Source organism: Pseudomonas sp. GW822-FHT03F08 (assembly GCF_058801265.1).
In genome coordinates, this window is sequence record NZ_JBXANC010000012.1 from 111,875 (window position 1) to 127,633 (window position 15,759).

At 61.7% G+C, this 15,759-nt stretch carries 13 protein-coding genes and 1 pseudogene; 8 read left to right on the plus strand and 6 right to left on the minus strand.

Translation table 11 applies throughout. The features are described 5' to 3' along the window. Positions 1 to 37: 37 nt before the first annotated feature. Entirely contained in the window at positions 38 to 2,584 is a 2,547-nt protein-coding gene (locus AC1RME_RS26165) for a LuxR C-terminal-related transcriptional regulator (protein ID WP_096819071.1), read from the plus strand. 4 nt (positions 2,585 to 2,588) lie between these two features. On the opposite strand, the gene AC1RME_RS26170 is transcribed toward AC1RME_RS26165, so the two are convergent. Continuing rightward, positions 2,589 to 3,371 (minus strand): IclR family transcriptional regulator, encoded by a 783-nt coding sequence (locus AC1RME_RS26170; protein WP_096819072.1) that lies wholly within the window; start codon positions 3,369 to 3,371, stop codon positions 2,589 to 2,591. Between the two features lie 163 nt (positions 3,372 to 3,534). Between AC1RME_RS26170 and hmgA the strand changes: the two genes are divergently transcribed. The 4 genes from hmgA to AC1RME_RS26190 all read left to right on the plus strand — a co-directional run bounded on the left by hmgA (position 3,535) and on the right by AC1RME_RS26190 (position 8,268). Beyond that, positions 3,535 to 4,830, plus strand: a complete 1,296-nt coding sequence (gene hmgA, locus AC1RME_RS26175) for a homogentisate 1,2-dioxygenase (RefSeq protein WP_064593461.1) — start codon at positions 3,535 to 3,537, stop codon at positions 4,828 to 4,830. A 3-nt stretch (positions 4,831 to 4,833) separates the two neighbouring features. Continuing rightward, positions 4,834 to 6,138 (plus strand): fumarylacetoacetase, encoded by a 1,305-nt coding sequence (fahA, locus tag AC1RME_RS26180; protein WP_096819074.1) that lies wholly within the window; start codon positions 4,834 to 4,836, stop codon positions 6,136 to 6,138. A 12-nt stretch (positions 6,139 to 6,150) separates the two neighbouring features. Then, positions 6,151 to 6,789, plus strand: a complete 639-nt coding sequence (gene maiA, locus AC1RME_RS26185; RefSeq protein WP_096819076.1) for a maleylacetoacetate isomerase — start codon at positions 6,151 to 6,153, stop codon at positions 6,787 to 6,789. Positions 6,790 to 6,870: 81 nt separating this feature from the next. Next, complete coding sequence (locus AC1RME_RS26190) at positions 6,871 to 8,268, plus strand: MFS transporter (RefSeq protein ID WP_096819078.1); 1,398 nt, start codon at positions 6,871 to 6,873, stop codon at positions 8,266 to 8,268. On the opposite strand, the gene AC1RME_RS26195 is transcribed toward AC1RME_RS26190, so the two are convergent. Beyond that, entirely contained in the window at positions 8,192 to 8,995 is an 804-nt protein-coding gene (locus AC1RME_RS26195; protein ID WP_096819080.1) for a SirB1 family protein, read from the minus strand. The genes AC1RME_RS26190 and AC1RME_RS26195 overlap by 77 nt on opposite strands. A 184-nt stretch (positions 8,996 to 9,179) precedes the next feature. On the opposite strand from AC1RME_RS26195, the gene AC1RME_RS26200 reads away from it, so the two are divergent. Continuing rightward, positions 9,180 to 10,199 (plus strand): Glu/Leu/Phe/Val dehydrogenase family protein, encoded by a 1,020-nt coding sequence (locus AC1RME_RS26200; RefSeq protein WP_096819082.1) that lies wholly within the window; start codon positions 9,180 to 9,182, stop codon positions 10,197 to 10,199. A 169-nt stretch (positions 10,200 to 10,368) separates the two neighbouring features. Here the strand turns inward: AC1RME_RS26200 and AC1RME_RS26205 are convergent. Beyond that, a pseudogene (locus tag AC1RME_RS26205) lies at positions 10,369 to 10,623 on the minus strand (YebG family protein); the annotation flags it as partial. Between the two features lie 294 nt (positions 10,624 to 10,917). Between AC1RME_RS26205 and AC1RME_RS26210 the strand changes: the two are divergent. After that, positions 10,918 to 11,418, plus strand: a complete 501-nt coding sequence (locus AC1RME_RS26210; RefSeq protein WP_003221775.1) for a phosphate-starvation-inducible protein PsiE — start codon at positions 10,918 to 10,920, stop codon at positions 11,416 to 11,418. Here the strand turns inward: AC1RME_RS26210 and AC1RME_RS26215 are convergent. The 3 genes from AC1RME_RS26215 to AC1RME_RS26225 form a co-directional block, all read right to left on the minus strand. After that, positions 11,415 to 11,732 carry a DUF3509 domain-containing protein gene (locus AC1RME_RS26215; RefSeq protein ID WP_096819085.1) on the minus strand — a complete coding sequence of 106 codons (318 nt, stop codon included), beginning with the start codon at positions 11,730 to 11,732 and terminating at the stop codon, positions 11,415 to 11,417. The two genes, AC1RME_RS26210 and AC1RME_RS26215, sit on opposite strands and share 4 nt — an antisense overlap. A gap of 199 nt (positions 11,733 to 11,931) precedes the next feature. Continuing rightward, complete coding sequence (locus AC1RME_RS26220; RefSeq protein WP_493091966.1) at positions 11,932 to 13,233, minus strand: HAAAP family serine/threonine permease; 1,302 nt, start codon at positions 13,231 to 13,233, stop codon at positions 11,932 to 11,934. 63 nt (positions 13,234 to 13,296) lie between these two features. Next, on the minus strand, positions 13,297 to 14,673 hold the full coding sequence (locus AC1RME_RS26225) for an L-serine ammonia-lyase (RefSeq protein ID WP_096819089.1): 1,377 nt from the start codon (positions 14,671 to 14,673) through the stop codon (positions 13,297 to 13,299). Between the two features lie 135 nt (positions 14,674 to 14,808). Here AC1RME_RS26225 and AC1RME_RS26230 point away from each other — a divergent pair, with 135 nt between their 5' ends. Then, positions 14,809 to 15,756, plus strand: coding sequence for a LysR substrate-binding domain-containing protein (locus AC1RME_RS26230; protein WP_096819091.1), 948 nt, complete (start codon positions 14,809 to 14,811; stop codon positions 15,754 to 15,756). The last annotated feature ends 3 nt before the right edge of the window (positions 15,757 to 15,759 follow it).

The window sequence follows — 15,759 nt, forward strand, 5'->3', positions numbered from 1 at the left end:
GCTAGGGTGAACGCACAACGATAAAAAGGCGCACCCGATGACCGCCATGACACCCCGTCTGGATCGAGCAGATTTTTTTCCGAGACTTTCTTCCCATCACCTGCCACGTCCGCGGCTTTGCGATGCACTGCTTGAGTCGACGGCACGGGTCAAACTGATTTGCGCGCCGGCCGGCAGCGGCAAAACCGCGCTGCTCACCGAATGCCTGCTGCAGGCACCCGTCAATTGCACCGTCTGTTGGTTGCCGCTGGCAGGTGCATCCTTGAACGCTGGCGAATTTTGCGAACGACTCGCGCAAGCAATGGGGCTGACAACCTCGGACGAAGCGTCACTGCTGTATGAACTGGCGCGACGGTCTACGGTGACCTGGGTGCTGATCGACGATTACTGCCGATCCCCGGAGCCGGCGCTGGATGCATTGCTCGACCGGATGCTGGCGATTAGCAGTCCGGCCGTGGCGTGGTGGATCGGCACGCGCCGGCGCCCATCCTGCAATTGGCCGCGCCTGCTGCTCGATGACGCCTTGTACGAATGTGAAGGCGCGGCGTTGGCACTGACCCGGGACGAGATTGCACAAGTGTTGCGTCATTTGCCTCCCGCCCAGGCCGACAGTGTGGCGGGGCGTATCTTTCAGCGCAGTGGCGGCTGGTGTGCCGGGGTGCGGATGCTGTTGATGCAAAAATGCGACTGGTCGCAAAAGACCTTGCCGCAGCAACGCATGGACACCTTGCTGGACTACCTGCAACACGAATTGTTCAGCGGTCTGAGTCCGGAGCTGGCCGAGGCCTGGCGGGTGCTGGCGCATTTGCCGCGGTTCAATGCCGGCCTTTGCGACCATCTGTTCGGTGCTGGTGACGGGGCGCAATGGATGCGCAGTCTGCAAACGCTCGGGTGCTTTATTGAACCCTGGCAAGACTCGCCCGAGTGGTTGCAAGTGTGTGCCCCGCTGTCGCGTTTGATGCGCGACGAACCCTGGCCTGCCGGACGTTCCTGGCATCGCCGGGCCTGTCAGTGGTTTGCTGCCGGACAGCATTGGAAATGCGCCTTCGAGCAGGCGTTGCTGGCCGAGGAATACGAGGTCGCGGTGAGCCTGTTGCAACACTTCAGTTTCGAGCATCTGTTCGAGGAGCAGACGGTTGTGCTGTTGCTGCGTCTTTATGAGCAACGCGGTGAAGAACTGCTGCTGAGCTCTGCGCAATTGGTCGGTTTGATCACGGCGGCGTTGCTGTTCGCCGGGCGATTTGCGCAGGCTGCAGATTGCATCGGGCAACTTTCGCGCTTTTTGCCGGCACAGTCGGCTGACCAGCAACGGCAATTGATCGCCCGCTGGCAGGCTCAGCAAGGCTGGCTGTCGCATCTGCAAGGACGGATGGAGGAAGCACGCGATCACTTCGAGCAAGCCTTGAACGATCTACCGCCGCAGGCCTGGACGGCACGCCTGCTTTGTCTGTCGGGTCGCACTCAGCAGGCGTTGCTGTGCGGTGATCTGGAGTTGGCTCATTCGATCAATCGTGAAGCACTGTGCCTGGCCCGGGCTGAGGGTTCTCTGTTGTTCGAAGCGTTGCTGGAACTTGATCATGCCCAATTGCTGGAGCAACGTGGCGCGTCGGCTCGAGCCGAAGAACTACTGGCCAATCTGTATGAGCTGCTTGTTCAGTCAATCGAGCGACCGACGCCGCTGCTGGGGCGGATCGCCCTGCGTCGCGGGCGGCTGGCACTGAGCATGGGGCAGCAGGACCGGGCGGCCGGACTCTTTCAGCAAGGGCTCGACGACTGTCTGCGCAGCTTTGACAAGCGCGTGCTTTACGGCTTTCTCGGTCAGGCGCAACTGGCCGCCGATCAGGGTGATTACGCTTACGCCTTCATGCGACTGCGCGATGCTGAACGGTTGATGCAGCAGCGGCAGATTCCGGACACGGTTTATCGCGGCGTCCTGCTGCAGGTCAGCAGTGAATTCTGGCTGCAACAAGGACGACCCGAACTGGCTCGCGAGGCGTTGAGCCGGGTGCTCAGACATTATCGCGGCCCGCACGCAAGGCAAGCCCCGCCGGCGACGCTGGAGTTGATTCCGCGCATTGAGTGTTTGCTGATTCTGGCTGAGGCCCGGTTGCAGCAGGCGCAACAGCCAGTGGTGCGATTGCAGTCTTTGCTCGAGCAGGCTCACGCCAGCCGGATGATCGTGCTTGAAGCCGAGTTGCTGTTGGCGATGAGCGAGGTGGCCTGGATACTCAATGATCGGGAGTCAGCCCGGCATTACTTCGATAAAGGGCGAACGTTGGCCAGTCATATCAATTTGCAGCGGTTGTCGAAGAGGTTTGATGAGCAAGCGCTCAGTATCTGGCCCGTCTCAACGGTCGCTGATCCACTTTTTGATGAAGGGGATAACGAAGGCTCATTGAGTTTGAGAGAGTCGCAAGTTCTCGGGCTGATCGCGTCGGGAAGTTCCAATCAGCAAATCGCGGACACGTTGTTCATCTCGTTGCACACGGTCAAAACGCATGTCCGGCGAATTCACGCGAAGCTGGGCGTCGAGCGCAGGACTCACGCTGTGGCGCGGGCGAGAGTGCTCGGTTTGTGCCGTTGAATATTCACGCTGGCTGATACCCCATCCGCCAACTCACGGCCCGTGTCGCCGCCAGCAACCGCTGCGCCGCCGGGCCGTTTTCGTCGGCGTGGAACAGCGAGGTCGGGCCGACGATGGTCAACACTGCCGCGATCTGCCCGAGGGCGTTGAACACTGGTGCCGACAAGGCATCGACGCCGGGCATCAGCAAACCGTGCACATGATGCAGACCGCGTTCGCGGATCTGTTCGCATAACGCCGCATAGGCTTTTTCGTCCGCCAGCGGATGGCCGCCACTGGCGATTTCCTGTTCGCGCAATTCGTCGGTTTCCCGATGCGGCAGGTAAGTGCTGAAGACCAGCCCCGTGGATGAACTGAGCAGCGGTAACACCGAGCCCAGTTGCGTCACGACCGTCACCGCGCGCACCGCCGGTTCGATGTGCACAACGGTTGCGCCCTGATTGCCCCACACCGCGAGGAAACAGGTTTCGTTGAGTTCGTCGCGCAGTTCGGCCAGCGGCAGGGCGGCGACTTTCAGCACGTCCATACTGTTGAGTGCGGCCAGGCCCACGCGCAGCGCTTCACGGCCGAGACCGTAATGGTTGGTGGCGGTGTTCTGCTCGGCGAAACCGCTGGCGATCAAGGCCTGCAGATAGCGGTGAACCTTGCTCGCCGGCATCTGCACATGTTCGGCCAGGCGCGACAGCGAAGTGGACGGCGACAACTCGGCCAGGGCCTTGAGGATGTCGGTGCCGACTTCGGCGGAGCGGACTTTCTGTTTGCCGTTGCTGTCGCTGGTTTTTTCCATGGTGCTGCCGTGTCCCGGAACGAATGGGCGTCTTTATAGCTTGACGCTGGATAGCGAGCAAATTACGTTATGCGTAATTGGATTACGATAAAAATAACCCCGGCGTGCCAAGACCTCTGATCCAGAGCGTCCGGCCATGCCGACTCCCTGTTCAGGAGGCTCCATGAACCTCGATTCAGCCCTGGCTTACCAGTCCGGTTTCGGCAACGAATTCAGCTCCGAAGCGTTGCCCGGCGCACTGCCCGTCGGCCAGAACTCCCCGCAGAAAGCCCCGTACGGTCTCTACACCGAACTGTTCTCCGGCACTGCGTTCACCATGACCCGCAGCGAAGCGCGGCGTACCTGGATGTACCGGATCCAGCCGTCGGCCAACCACCCGGCATTCGTCAAACTGGAGCGGCAACTGGCGGGCGGCCCGTTGGGTGAAGTGACCCCCAATCGCCTGCGCTGGAACCCGCTGGAGATCCCGGCCGAACCGACCGATTTCATCGACGGTCTGGTGAGCATGGCGGCCAATTCCGCTGCCGAGAAACCGGCCGGTATCAGCATCTATCACTACTGCGCCAACCGTTCGATGGAACGGGTGTTCTTCAACGCCGACGGCGAGCTGCTGCTGGTGCCGCAACTGGGGCGTCTGCGCATCGCAACCGAGCTGGGTGTGCTGGAAGTGGCGCCGCTGGAAATCGCCGTGTTGCCACGGGGCCTGAAATTCCGCGTCGAACTGCTCGACCCGCAGGCGCGCGGTTACGTCGCCGAGAACCATGGCGCGCCGCTGCGCCTGCCGGATCTGGGGCCGATCGGCAGCAACGGCCTGGCCAATCCACGGGACTTCCTGACCCCGGTCGCCGCCTACGAAAACCTGCAACAACCGACCACCCTGGTGCAGAAATTCCTCGGCCAGTTGTGGGGCACCGAACTCAATCACTCGCCGCTGAATGTGGTCGCCTGGCACGGCAACAACGTGCCGTACAAATATGACCTGCGCCGTTTCAACACTATCGGCACCGTCAGTTTCGATCACCCGGACCCGTCGATCTTCACCGTGCTCACGTCGCCGACCAGCGTCCACGGTCTGGCCAACCTCGACTTCGTGATCTTCCCGCCGCGCTGGATGGTGGCCGAGAACACCTTCCGTCCACCGTGGTTCCACCGCAACCTGATGAACGAATTCATGGGCCTGATCCAGGGCGAATACGACGCCAAGGCCGAAGGTTTCGTGCCTGGCGGCGCGTCGCTGCACAGCTGCATGAGCGCCCACGGCCCGGACGGCGAGACCTGCACCAAAGCCATCAACGCGGACCTGAAACCGGCCAAGATCGACAACACCATGGCCTTCATGTTCGAGACCAGCCAGGTGCTGCGCCCAAGCCGCTTTGCCCTCGACTGTCCGCAACTGCAATCCACTTACGACGCCTGCTGGGCCACGCTGCCCGCCACGTTCGACCCGACCCGGAGATAACCCATGACTCAGAATTCCATCACCCGCAGTTGGGTCGCTTCGGCCAACGGCCACACCGATTTCCCGTTGCAGAACCTGCCGCTGGGCGTGTTCAGCCTCAACGGCTCGGCGCCGCGCGCGGGCGTGGCGATTGGCGAACACATCTTCGATCTGCAAGTGGCGCTGGAGGCCGGGTTGTTCGACGGCGTCGCGCGCAGTGCAGTCGAAGCCATGCACGGCGGCCAGTTGAACGCATTCTTCGAACTCGGCCGCGACGCTCGCGTTGCCCTGCGCGAACGTCTGCTGGAACTGTTCAGCGAAGGCAGCACCCATCGCGGCAATATTGAAGCCCAGGGCGCAAAACTGCTGCCGCTGGCCGCCGATTGCCAGATGCATTTGCCGGCGCGCATCAGTGACTACACCGACTTCTACGTCGGCATCGAGCATGCGCAGAACGTCGGCAAGCTGTTCCGTCCGGACAACCCGTTGCTGCCGAACTACAAACACGTGCCGATTGGTTACCACGGTCGTGCGTCCACCGTGCGAGCTTCCGGCACCGACGTGCGTCGCCCGAAAGGCCAGACCCTGCCGGCCGGTGCGACCGAGCCGACCTTCGGCCCGTGTGCGCGTCTGGACTATGAGCTGGAGCTGGGGATCTGGATCGGTCAGGGCAACGAGATGGGCGAGTCGATCGCCATCGGCGATGCCGCTGAACACATTGCCGGTTTCTGCCTGCTCAACGACTGGTCGGCCCGTGACATCCAGGCCTGGGAATACCAGCCGCTCGGCCCGTTCCTCTCCAAAAGCTTCATCACCAGCGTCTCGCCATGGGTGGTGACCGCCGAAGCGCTGGCGCCATTCCGCACCGCGCAACCGGCGCGCCCGGAAGGTGATCCGCAGCCATTGCCGTACCTGTTCGACAAGCGCGATCAGGATGGCGGTGGTTTCGATATCGAGCTGGAAGTGCTGCTGCTCACCGAGAAAATGCGCGAGCAGAACCTGCCGGCCCATCGCCTGACTCTGAGCAACACCCGCTACATGTACTGGACTGTCGCGCAAATGGTCGCGCACCACAGCGTCAACGGCTGCCAGTTGCAGGCCGGTGACCTGTTCGGTTCGGGCACTTTGTCCGGGCCTGAAAACGGCCAGTTCGGCAGCCTGCTGGAAATCACCGAGGGCGGTAAGAAGCCAATCGAGCTGGCCTCCGGTGAAGTGCGCAAATTCCTTGAAGACGGCGACGAAATCATCCTGCGCGCTCGTTGCGCCCGCGAAGGTTTTGCCTCGATCGGTTTCGGCGAATGCCGTGGCACTGTGCTGGCGACGCGCTGACAGGAGCGGTTCATGGATCTCTATACCTATTACCGTTCCACCTCGTCGTACCGGGTGCGGATCGCGCTGGCGCTCAAGGGCCTCGACTATCAGGCGTTGCCAGTCAATTTGATTGCACCACCCGGCGGTGAACATCGGCAACCGGCGTACCTGGCGATCAATCCCCAGGGCCGGGTGCCGGCGCTGCGTACCGATGACGGCAAGTTGCTGATTCAGTCGCCGGCCATCATCGAGTACCTGGAGGAACGTTATCCACAGGTGCCGCTGCTGCCCGAGGACCTCGTTGCCCGTGCACAGGTGCGCGGCGTGGCGGCGGTGATCGGCTGCGACGTGCATCCGCTGCACAACGTCAGCGTGCTCAATCGCCTGCGCGGGTTGGGGCATGACGAGCCGCAGGTGACCGAGTGGATCGGCCACTGGATCGGTCAGGGGCTGGCGACGGTGGAGCAGTTGATCGGCGACAGCGGTTTCTGTTTCGGCGAGTGGCCGTGCGTGGCTGATGTGTACCTTATCCCGCAGTTGTACGCGGCCGAGCGTTTCAACGTTTCGCTTGAGGCGTATCCACGGATCCGTCGGGTGGCCGCGTTGGCCGCTGAACATCCGGCGTTCATCGCGGCGCATCCGGCGAATCAGCCGGACACGCCGAAGTAGCATTTGATGGCTCCCGTGCAGCGCACGGGAGCCATTCCGGTTACCCGCAAAAAAACATAAAAACAAAACAGGTACCTTGCGATGCATAACCAGATTGCCAGCTTCCGGGCGGCACTCGACGCCCGTCCTGTGTCCCGCTTTCAGTGGTTGCTCCTGATCCTTCTCGCCTTGTTGCTGGTCACCGACGGCTACGACGCCCAGGTGCTCGGCTATGTGGTGCCGGCGCTGGCGCAGGACTGGGGCCTGGAGAAATCGGCGTTCGGTCCGGTGTTCAGCGCCAACCTGCTCGGCCTGACGCTTGGCTCGCTCGCCGTGACGCCGCTGGCCGACCGTTTCGGCGTACGGCGGATTCTGCTCGCCTGTGTGCTGATCTACGCCATCCTCACCGTGCTGATGGTGTTCGCCGATTCCCTGAATACCTTGATGATTGCGCGCTTCATCTGCGGCATCGGCATGGGCGGCGCAATGCCCAGCGCCATGGCGTTGATGTCGGAGTACTCCCCGCCACGCCTGCGCACGTTGATGGTGACGCTGGCGGCCTGCGGTTTTTCCTTCGGCGGTGCGGCGGGTGGTTTTGTTGCGGCCGGGTTCATCGATCGATTCGGCTGGCAAGCGGTGTTCCTCGCTGGCGGCGTTACGCCGTTGCTGCTGTTTCCGTTCCTCTGGTGGATGCTGCCGGAATCCCTGCCGCGCCTGCTGCGCGATGCGCCACCGTATGCGCGCCTGCGCAAGGTTACCGCGCGGATGCTGCCGGACTGGCAACCGCCCGTTGCCTCGGTCGAACAGAACGAACGCGAGCAGGGCAGCAAACTGACGGTGGTGGAACTGTTCCGCAATGGTTACGCACGCCCGACCTTGCTGATCTGGGCGACCTTTTTCGTCAGTCTGATCCTGCTGTATTTCATGATCAGCTGGCTGCCGTCGCTGCTGCTGGAAAGTGGCCTGAAACTCAATGAAGCGAATCTGGTGACGTCGATGTTCCTGTTCGCCGGCACCTTGGGCGCCATCTGCATGGCGTGGTTCGCTGATCGTCTGAAGCGCAAGGTGCGGTTGCTGTCCGGTGTGCTGGCCGGCGCGGCGGTGTGCACGATTCTGCTGGGCCTGAATCACGACAACCCGCGCTATCTGGTGGCCTGTGTGTTTGCGGCGGGTTTCTGCATCATCGGCGGGCAACTGACGCTCAATGCGTTTGCCAGCAATTTCTATCCGGCGCACGTGCGCGCCACCGGCACCGGTTGGGCGTTGGGAGTGGGGCGTTTCGGCTCGATTCTCGGGCCGCTGTTCGGCAGCCTGCTGCTGGCGATGCACATTCCGGTGGAGCAGATTTTCTTCTACTGCGCGATTCCGGCAGTGATTGCGGCGTTGTTGATCATTCAGGTGCGTTCGCCTTCAGGGGCGTCAGTCAGTGCACCACCGAATTGGGCGGCAGATGCCCCAGTCGTTCAGTCAGGCGAAGCCGCTGAATCGGGTCGTCACTGAGCAGCAGCGCGTGCTCAAGATCGAAGCGCTCGGCGTTCGGGCAGTCGAGACGCTGGTACAGGCTGGCCCGGGCCAGGTAGTCGGCGGCGCTGGCATCGCCCATTTCGAGCACGCGTTCGGCATCGATCAGCGCGGCGATGAAGTCATCGTGGGTCAGGTGCAACTGGCGCAGGTTGCGCGACAGGCGTTGAAGCATCTGTAGCGGTGTGGCAGCCAGCAGGTGGTCGGCGTTGAGTTGCATCTGGTGGCCGTATTGGCGATGCAGTAGTTCGCGGCAATCGTTCGGATACAGGCGCCGCCCACCGCACGGATCGAGCAAGTGATCAGCCCCGGGCACCTTCAGCAGGAAATGTCCGGGGAAGTTCACACCCACCAGCGGGATCTCCAGTCCACGGGCCAGTTCCAGCGCGATCAGCGCCAGGGCCAACGGTTGGCCGCGCCGGGTCTGCAACACCTTGTTGACCATCGCGGCTTGGGGACGCAACGGCGCAAAATCATCCTGTGCAAAACCCAGATCGGTCATCCGCCGCAGGAGCGGCTGCGCCAGTTCGCTGACCGGCAACAGTGGCAAACCGGAACTGACGCGCTGTTGCAGTTCCTTGAAATCCTGCAATAGCGCTTCGGGGTCGACGTGTTTGTCATGCTCGGCAGCCATCCACAACGCCGCCTCGAACAGCGCGGGCGGTGAACGGTGCAGACAGTCGAAAAAACGTTGGCGCGGACTCATCAAAATCTCCGGGGAATGCCTCGTTTTAGCCCCGTCTCTGTCATTCGTCCAGTGCCGCGCCGCTCTGCCACCGGGTTATGCCGCAACGCATTGGTCGCTGTCGGGCCTTATTCCCGTGCGCTTCAGCAATTTTTGGGCGCAAGCCTATACTGGCGTCTACCAGAAGTGATTCGGGGGCCTGCCGATGTTCGCTCTCATGCAAAGCACTCGCCTGGAATCGCTGCACCTTAGCGTTGATCCGGTCTCCGGATTGAAGGCGGTCATTGCCATCCATAACAGTCGCCTCGGGCCCGCCCTGGGCGGGTGTCGTTATCTTGCCTACCCGAACGACGAATCCGCTGTCGAGGACGCCATACGCCTGGCCCAGGGCATGAGCTACAAAGCCGCGCTGGCCGGCCTGGCCCAGGGTGGCGGTGTGGCCGTGATCGTGCGCCCGGCCCATGTGGAAAACCGCGCCGCGTTGTTCGAAGCCTTCGGCCGTTGCATCAATCAGCTCGACGGCCGCTACATCACTGCCATCGACAGCGGCACCTCGGTGGCGGACATGGATTGCATCGCCCAGCAGACCCAGCACGTCACCAGCACCACCTCTGCCGGCGACCCTGCGCCACATGCCGCGATGGGTGTGTTCACCGGGATTCGCGCCACCGCCATGGCGCGGCTGGGCAGCGACAACCTTGAAGGCTTGCGCGTGGCGATTCAGGGGCTGGGCAATGTCGGTTATGCCCTGGCCGAACAACTGCACGCCGCTGGCGCCGAACTGCTGGTCAGCGACATCGACCACGGCAAGGTGCAACTGGCGATGGAGCAGCTCAACGCCCACCCGATCGCCAACGACGCATTGCTCAGCACGCCGTGCGACATTCTTGCGCCGTGCGGCCTGGGCGGTGTGCTCAACAGCCACACCGTCACCCAGTTGCGCTGTTCGGCGGTGGCAGGGTCGGCCAACAATCAACTGACGCATCTGGATGTGGCCGATCAACTGGAGCGGCGCGGCATCCTGTATGCGCCGGATTACGTGATCAATGCCGGTGGCTTGATCTACGTTTCCCTCAAGCACCGTGGCGAAGAGCTGACGACCATCACCGCGCACCTGTCGAAGATCAGTTCGCGGCTGACGGAAGTGTTTGCTCACGCCCAGGCAGAAAAGCGTTCACCCGCGCGGGTGGCGGACGAGTTGGCGGAGAAGGTGTTGTACCGCTGAGGTTTTCCGGACATGAAAAAGCCCCTGAGTCGTTCAACTCAGGGGCTATTCAATTCAGAGGCTTCAACTCAGGTGTCGATTACTTTGCAGCCTTCGCCGCTTTGGCAGGTTTGGCAGGCGCTTCTGCCGCTTCGGCCGCGTCAGCTGTCTCGCTCGCCACAACCGGTTCGGCCGGTGCGTTGATCAGCTCCGACAATGCGTCAGGCTGGCTCTTGAACGCCCGGGCGAACACGTCGCGGTTCTTCGCCATGTAGATCCCGACTTCTTCCACTTGCTGCTCGCTCAACGAAGGAACGGCTTTTTCCAGCACTTCGGCCAACAGTTCGGCCAGTTCGAGCATTTTGTCATGACGGTCAGCTTCGGCTTTATCCATGAACAAGCGCTCCAGATCTCGGCTGCTGCGGTATACCACTTCGACGGCCATTCACCACCTCACATGCCTTCACATTAAGTTGTCTTTGCGACTACTGTATCTATATACAGCGAAAAGGATAAGCGAATCCCTGCGCTTTGGGTAGTGGCTTTTTAATGTAGACCGGATTCGGATTTTGTCAGGCCTAATGCGCCGCGCAGGTGCGACCAAACGCCACGGCGCGGGTTTCGCGGCGCCTCGCCATGATGGCGTGGCCTCTTTTCTGCATGCATCCGTGTGCGTGCGCAATAACCGTCACATCCAAGCGTGCAACATCCGCTCGAACCGGGCTAAGGAGCCTTCATCGTGAAAATCAACTGGGCCGAGAAACTGCGGCAAAACGTGCACCAACTGGCCGAGTCCCTGGGCAACCTGTTCGTCGAGACCTTCCACTACCTGGCGCTGTTCGCCATCGGTGCGGTGACCGCCTGGGCGGCGGTGATGGAGTTTCTCGGGATGCTCGAGGAAGGGCACATCAAGATCGATGACATTCTGTTGCTGTTCATCTATCTGGAACTGGGGGCGATGGTCGGGATTTACTTCAAGACCAACCACATGCCGGTGCGCTTCCTGATCTATGTGGCGATCACCGCTCTGACGCGCCTGCTGATCTCCAACGTTTCGCACCACAACCCGCCGGACATGGGCATCATTTACCTGTGCGGCGGGATTCTGCTGCTGGCGTTCTCGATCCTGGTGGTGCGTTACGCCTCGTCGCAATTCCCTTCGGTGAAAATCGAGAAGCCGCAACGCAAGCTCGGTGCGGGCTCCGGTGAGCACCCCGAGATTGAGAAGGGCGAGCTCTAAAGACCGATCGATGGCCGATGCTGGCCCTTGATCTGGCGCGGTGGCGGGGTGAGCCCGTCGCCGCGGGTCATGGCTTCCAGGATCGCCATGGCGCTGTGGCCCTGTTCGATGGCGATGCCGAACTGGATGCTTTGCACCAGTCGTTTGAGGCGCTTGGGGTCGTTGCGCTGGTCGGCGCTGATCATCCGTTTGGCGACGATCCGGCCGCTGTTGGAAAGGGTCAGCATGATGCTGCCGTCGAGGCCCTGAATGCTCAGGTTGATCTGATAGTCCGGCGCGAAGGCATCGGTAATGATCTGAAAAGGATTGTCCATGATGCGTCACCGCCTGATTGAACGTGCAGTTGTTGACCGGCCTTGATCGGGTTGGTTCGCCAAACCTGACCGTCGGCCATTCCGTGGTCCTGTCTCCTTCAGGGATGTAGCAAGGGACATGCCGGGAATTTTGTCGAACAATGAAACCGGCCAAAAAGAAGGCGAGCCTATGGCTCGCCTTCTTCGTTTGCGGCCCGTTTCAGGGCAGAACCGAGTAGATGATCGCTGACAGTGCAATCAGGCCGATCAGCACCACGAACACGTTCGACACCTGGCCCGAATACTGGCGAAAGGCTGGCACGCGGCGGATCGCGTACATCGGCATCAGGAACAACAGGCAGGCAATCACCGGCCCTCCGAGGGTTTCGATCATGCCGAGGATGCTCGGGTTGAAGGTCGCCACGGCCCAGCAGCTGAGGATCATGAACAACGCAGTCGCACGGTTCAGCCAGCTCGCCGACATCACCCGGCCACGGCCGCGCAGGCTTTTGACGATCATGCCCTGGAAGCCTTCGCTGGCGCCGATGTAGTGGCCGAGGAAGGATTTGGTGATCGCCACCAGCGCAATCAGCGGCGCGGCGTAGGCGATGACCGGGGTCTGGAAGTGGTTGGCCAGGTACGACAGGATCGAAATGTTCTGCGCCTTGGCCGCTGCCAGATCAGCCGGCGACAGTGCCAGCACGCAGCTGAAGCAGAAGAACATCACGGTCACCACCATCATGCCGTGGGCCATCGCGAGGATGCCGCTGCTCTTGCGTTCGGCCTGGTCGCCGTAGCGCTGTTTCTGCTCGACGGCGAACGCGGAAATGATCGGCGAATGGTTGAACGAGAACACCATCACCGGGATCGCCAGCCACAGGGTCTTGAAGAACACCGACATCGGCATCGCTTCCTGGGCGCTGGCGAAGAACGCGCCGTTCCAGTTCGGAATCAGGCTGATGCCGAGTAGCAGCAACGCGGCGACGAACGGATACACCAGCACGCTCATGGCTTTGACGATCACGCTCTGACCGCAACGCACGATGGCCATCAAACCGAGGATCAACGCCAGCGACAACACCGCGCGCGGCGGCGGGGCGATGTGCAACTGGTGTTCGAGGAAGCTGCTCAGGGTGTTGGTCAGCGCCACGCTGTACACCAGCAGGATCGGGAAGATCGCGAAGAAATACAGCAGCGTGATCAGTTTGCCGGCACCGACGCCGAAGTGTTCTTCCACCACTTCGGTGATGTCACCGGAACGGCCCGACAGCACGAAGCGGGTCAGGCCCCGGTGCGCGTAGAAGGTCATCGGAAACGCCAGCACCGCCAGGATCAGCAACGGCCAGAAACCGCCGACACCGGCGTTGATCGGCAGGAACAAAGTGCCGGCACCGATGGCGGTGCCGTACAGACCGAGCATCCAGGTGGTGTCGAATTTGCTCCAGCCCTTGTGGGCGATTTCGCTATTGCGTGTGCGGTCTACAGCGGGGGGTTCGGCAGCAGGTGTGCGTACATCGGTCATCGTTTTTGCCTCGTTATTATTCTTGCTCGGGCTCACGTGTTACAGGCGGTCAGGGAGCGCTCCTCAGCACTCCACCCAGCTCACGGCCAGGCCGCCCCGTGAAGTCTCTTTGTATTTGTCATGCATGTCGGCGCCGGTATCGCGCATGGTGCGGATCACCCGGTCGAGCGAAATGAAGTGTTTGCCGTCACCGCGCAGGGCCATTTGTGTGGCGTTGATCGCCTTCACCGCAGCGATGGCGTTGCGCTCGATGCACGGCACCTGCACGAGTCCGCCGACCGGGTCGCAGGTCAGGCCGAGGTTGTGCTCCAGGCCGATTTCGGCGGCGTTTTCCAGTTGCTCCGGGGTAGCGCCAAGCACGTCGGCGAGACCAGCAGCGGCCATGGCGCAGGCAGAGCCGACTTCACCCTGGCAGCCGACTTCGGCGCCGGAAATCGAGGCGTTTTTCTTGCACAGGATGCCGACCGCTGCCGCGCCCAGAAAGAACGCGACCACGTCATCGTCCGACGCGTCCGGATTGAATTTCATGTAGTAGTGCAGGACGGCCGGAATGATCCCGGCGGCACCGTTGGTCGGCGCGGTGACCATGCGCCCGCCGGCGGCGTTTTCTTCGTTGACGGCGAGGGCGAACAGGTTGACCCACTCCATCGCCGACAGGGTCGAACTGATGACGTTCGGCTTACCGATTTCCAGCAGGCTGCGGTGCAATTTCGCTGCACGACGCGGAACATTCAGACCACCAGGCAGCACGCCTTCGTGACGCAAACCTTGCTCGACGCATTCGCGCATCACCGACCAGATATGCAGCAGGCCCTGACGGATTTCGGCGTCGCTACGCCAGGCCCGTTCGTTGGCCATCATCAGTTCGGAAACACGCAGGTTGTGTTTGTTGCACAGCGACAGCAGTTCAGCGGCGCTGGAAAAGTCGTACGGCAACACCACGTCGCCGGCCGGTGCTACACCGGATTCGGCTTCGGCCGCTTCGATGATGAAACCGCCACCCACCGAGTAGTACGTCTGCTCGAACAGTTGCCCGGATGCACCGAAGGCTGTCAGCGACATGGCGTTGGGGTGGTAGGGCAGGCTCTCGTCCAGCAGCAGGAGATCGTCTTGCCAGTTGAAGGCAGTCGAGCGTGTACCTGCGAGGAACAGGTGGCCGGTCTCGCGCAGTTGCTGGATGCGCGGTTCGATGGTCGACGGATCGATGCTGTCCGGCCATTCGCCCATCAGGCCCATGACCGTTGCGCGGTCAGTGGCGTGACCGACGCCAGTGGCCGAGAGCGAGCCGTATAAACGGATTTCCACCCGCTGCACATCGTTCAGCAAATGCTGATCGATCAGGGCCTGGGCGAAGGTCGCGGCGGCGCGCATCGGGCCGACGGTGTGGGAACTGGACGGACCGATGCCGACTTTGAATAGATCGAAAACACTGATAGCCATGCTAAAGCCTTACAAGCAATGGAGTAGGAATCGCCGCCATTTTTTGTAGGACAAGCGCAATGTCGGCGATACTGCCTACCTCGCTTCAACGTGACTAACGAAACTTCCTAAGTAAGCCTTTAGCAGGACTAAACCATGAGTCGTCAATTGCATGCCCAGACTTACGTCTGGCTGCAGGTGTTTTCCTGTGCCGCGCGGCACCTGTCATTCACCCGTTGTGCCGAGGAGTTGCACATCACGCCGGGGGCGGTGAGTCAGCAAATCCGACAGCTGGAAGAGCGTCTGGGCTTTCGTCTGTTTCACCGTCGCGCCCGTGGCGTGGAGCTGAGTGCGGAAGGGCAGCGACTGGCGATCACGGTCAACGAGGCTTACGGCAGCATCGATGCTGAGCTGCGTCGTCTGGATGCGGGGATGATCAGCGGGACTCTGCGGGTGCGCTCGATTCCGTCGTTCCTCAGCAAATGGCTGACCCCGCGCCTGCCGCGTCTGCAACAGCGTTACCCGGACATCCAGTTGCGACTGGTGGCCGAGGACAGCAGCGTGCCGTTGCATGAAGGGGATTTCGACCTGGCCATCGACTTGAACGACGGCAGTTATCCGGGATTGTTATCCACAGCCTTGCTCGACGAGCAGATTTTCCCGGTGTGCGCGCCGAGCCTGCTGCGTGGACGGCCACCACTGCACGGGCCGGCGGATCTGGTGCATTTCCCGCTGCTGCACGACATCACGGCCTGGCGCGGCAGTTATGAATACGCGGAGTGGGAGTTTTATCTCAATGCCATCGGATTCGATGGTGCCGACGTACGGCGTGGGCACACGTTCAATCGCAACCACCTGACCATCGAAGCGGCGATTGCCGGCATGGGCGTGGCGATTGCCCGGCGCACGCTGCTCAACGACGAACTGGAGCGGGGGACATTGATCGTGCCGTTCGGGATTTCGGTGCCCAATCACAAGCGCTATGTCTTGCTCTACGCGCCGGGGGCGCTGAGCCATCCGGGTGTGCGCGCAGTGCATGACTGGCTGGTGGAGGAGGCGGAGATTTTCCGTGGCCTGCACCCGTTGAGTGATGGCCAATTGTGAGCA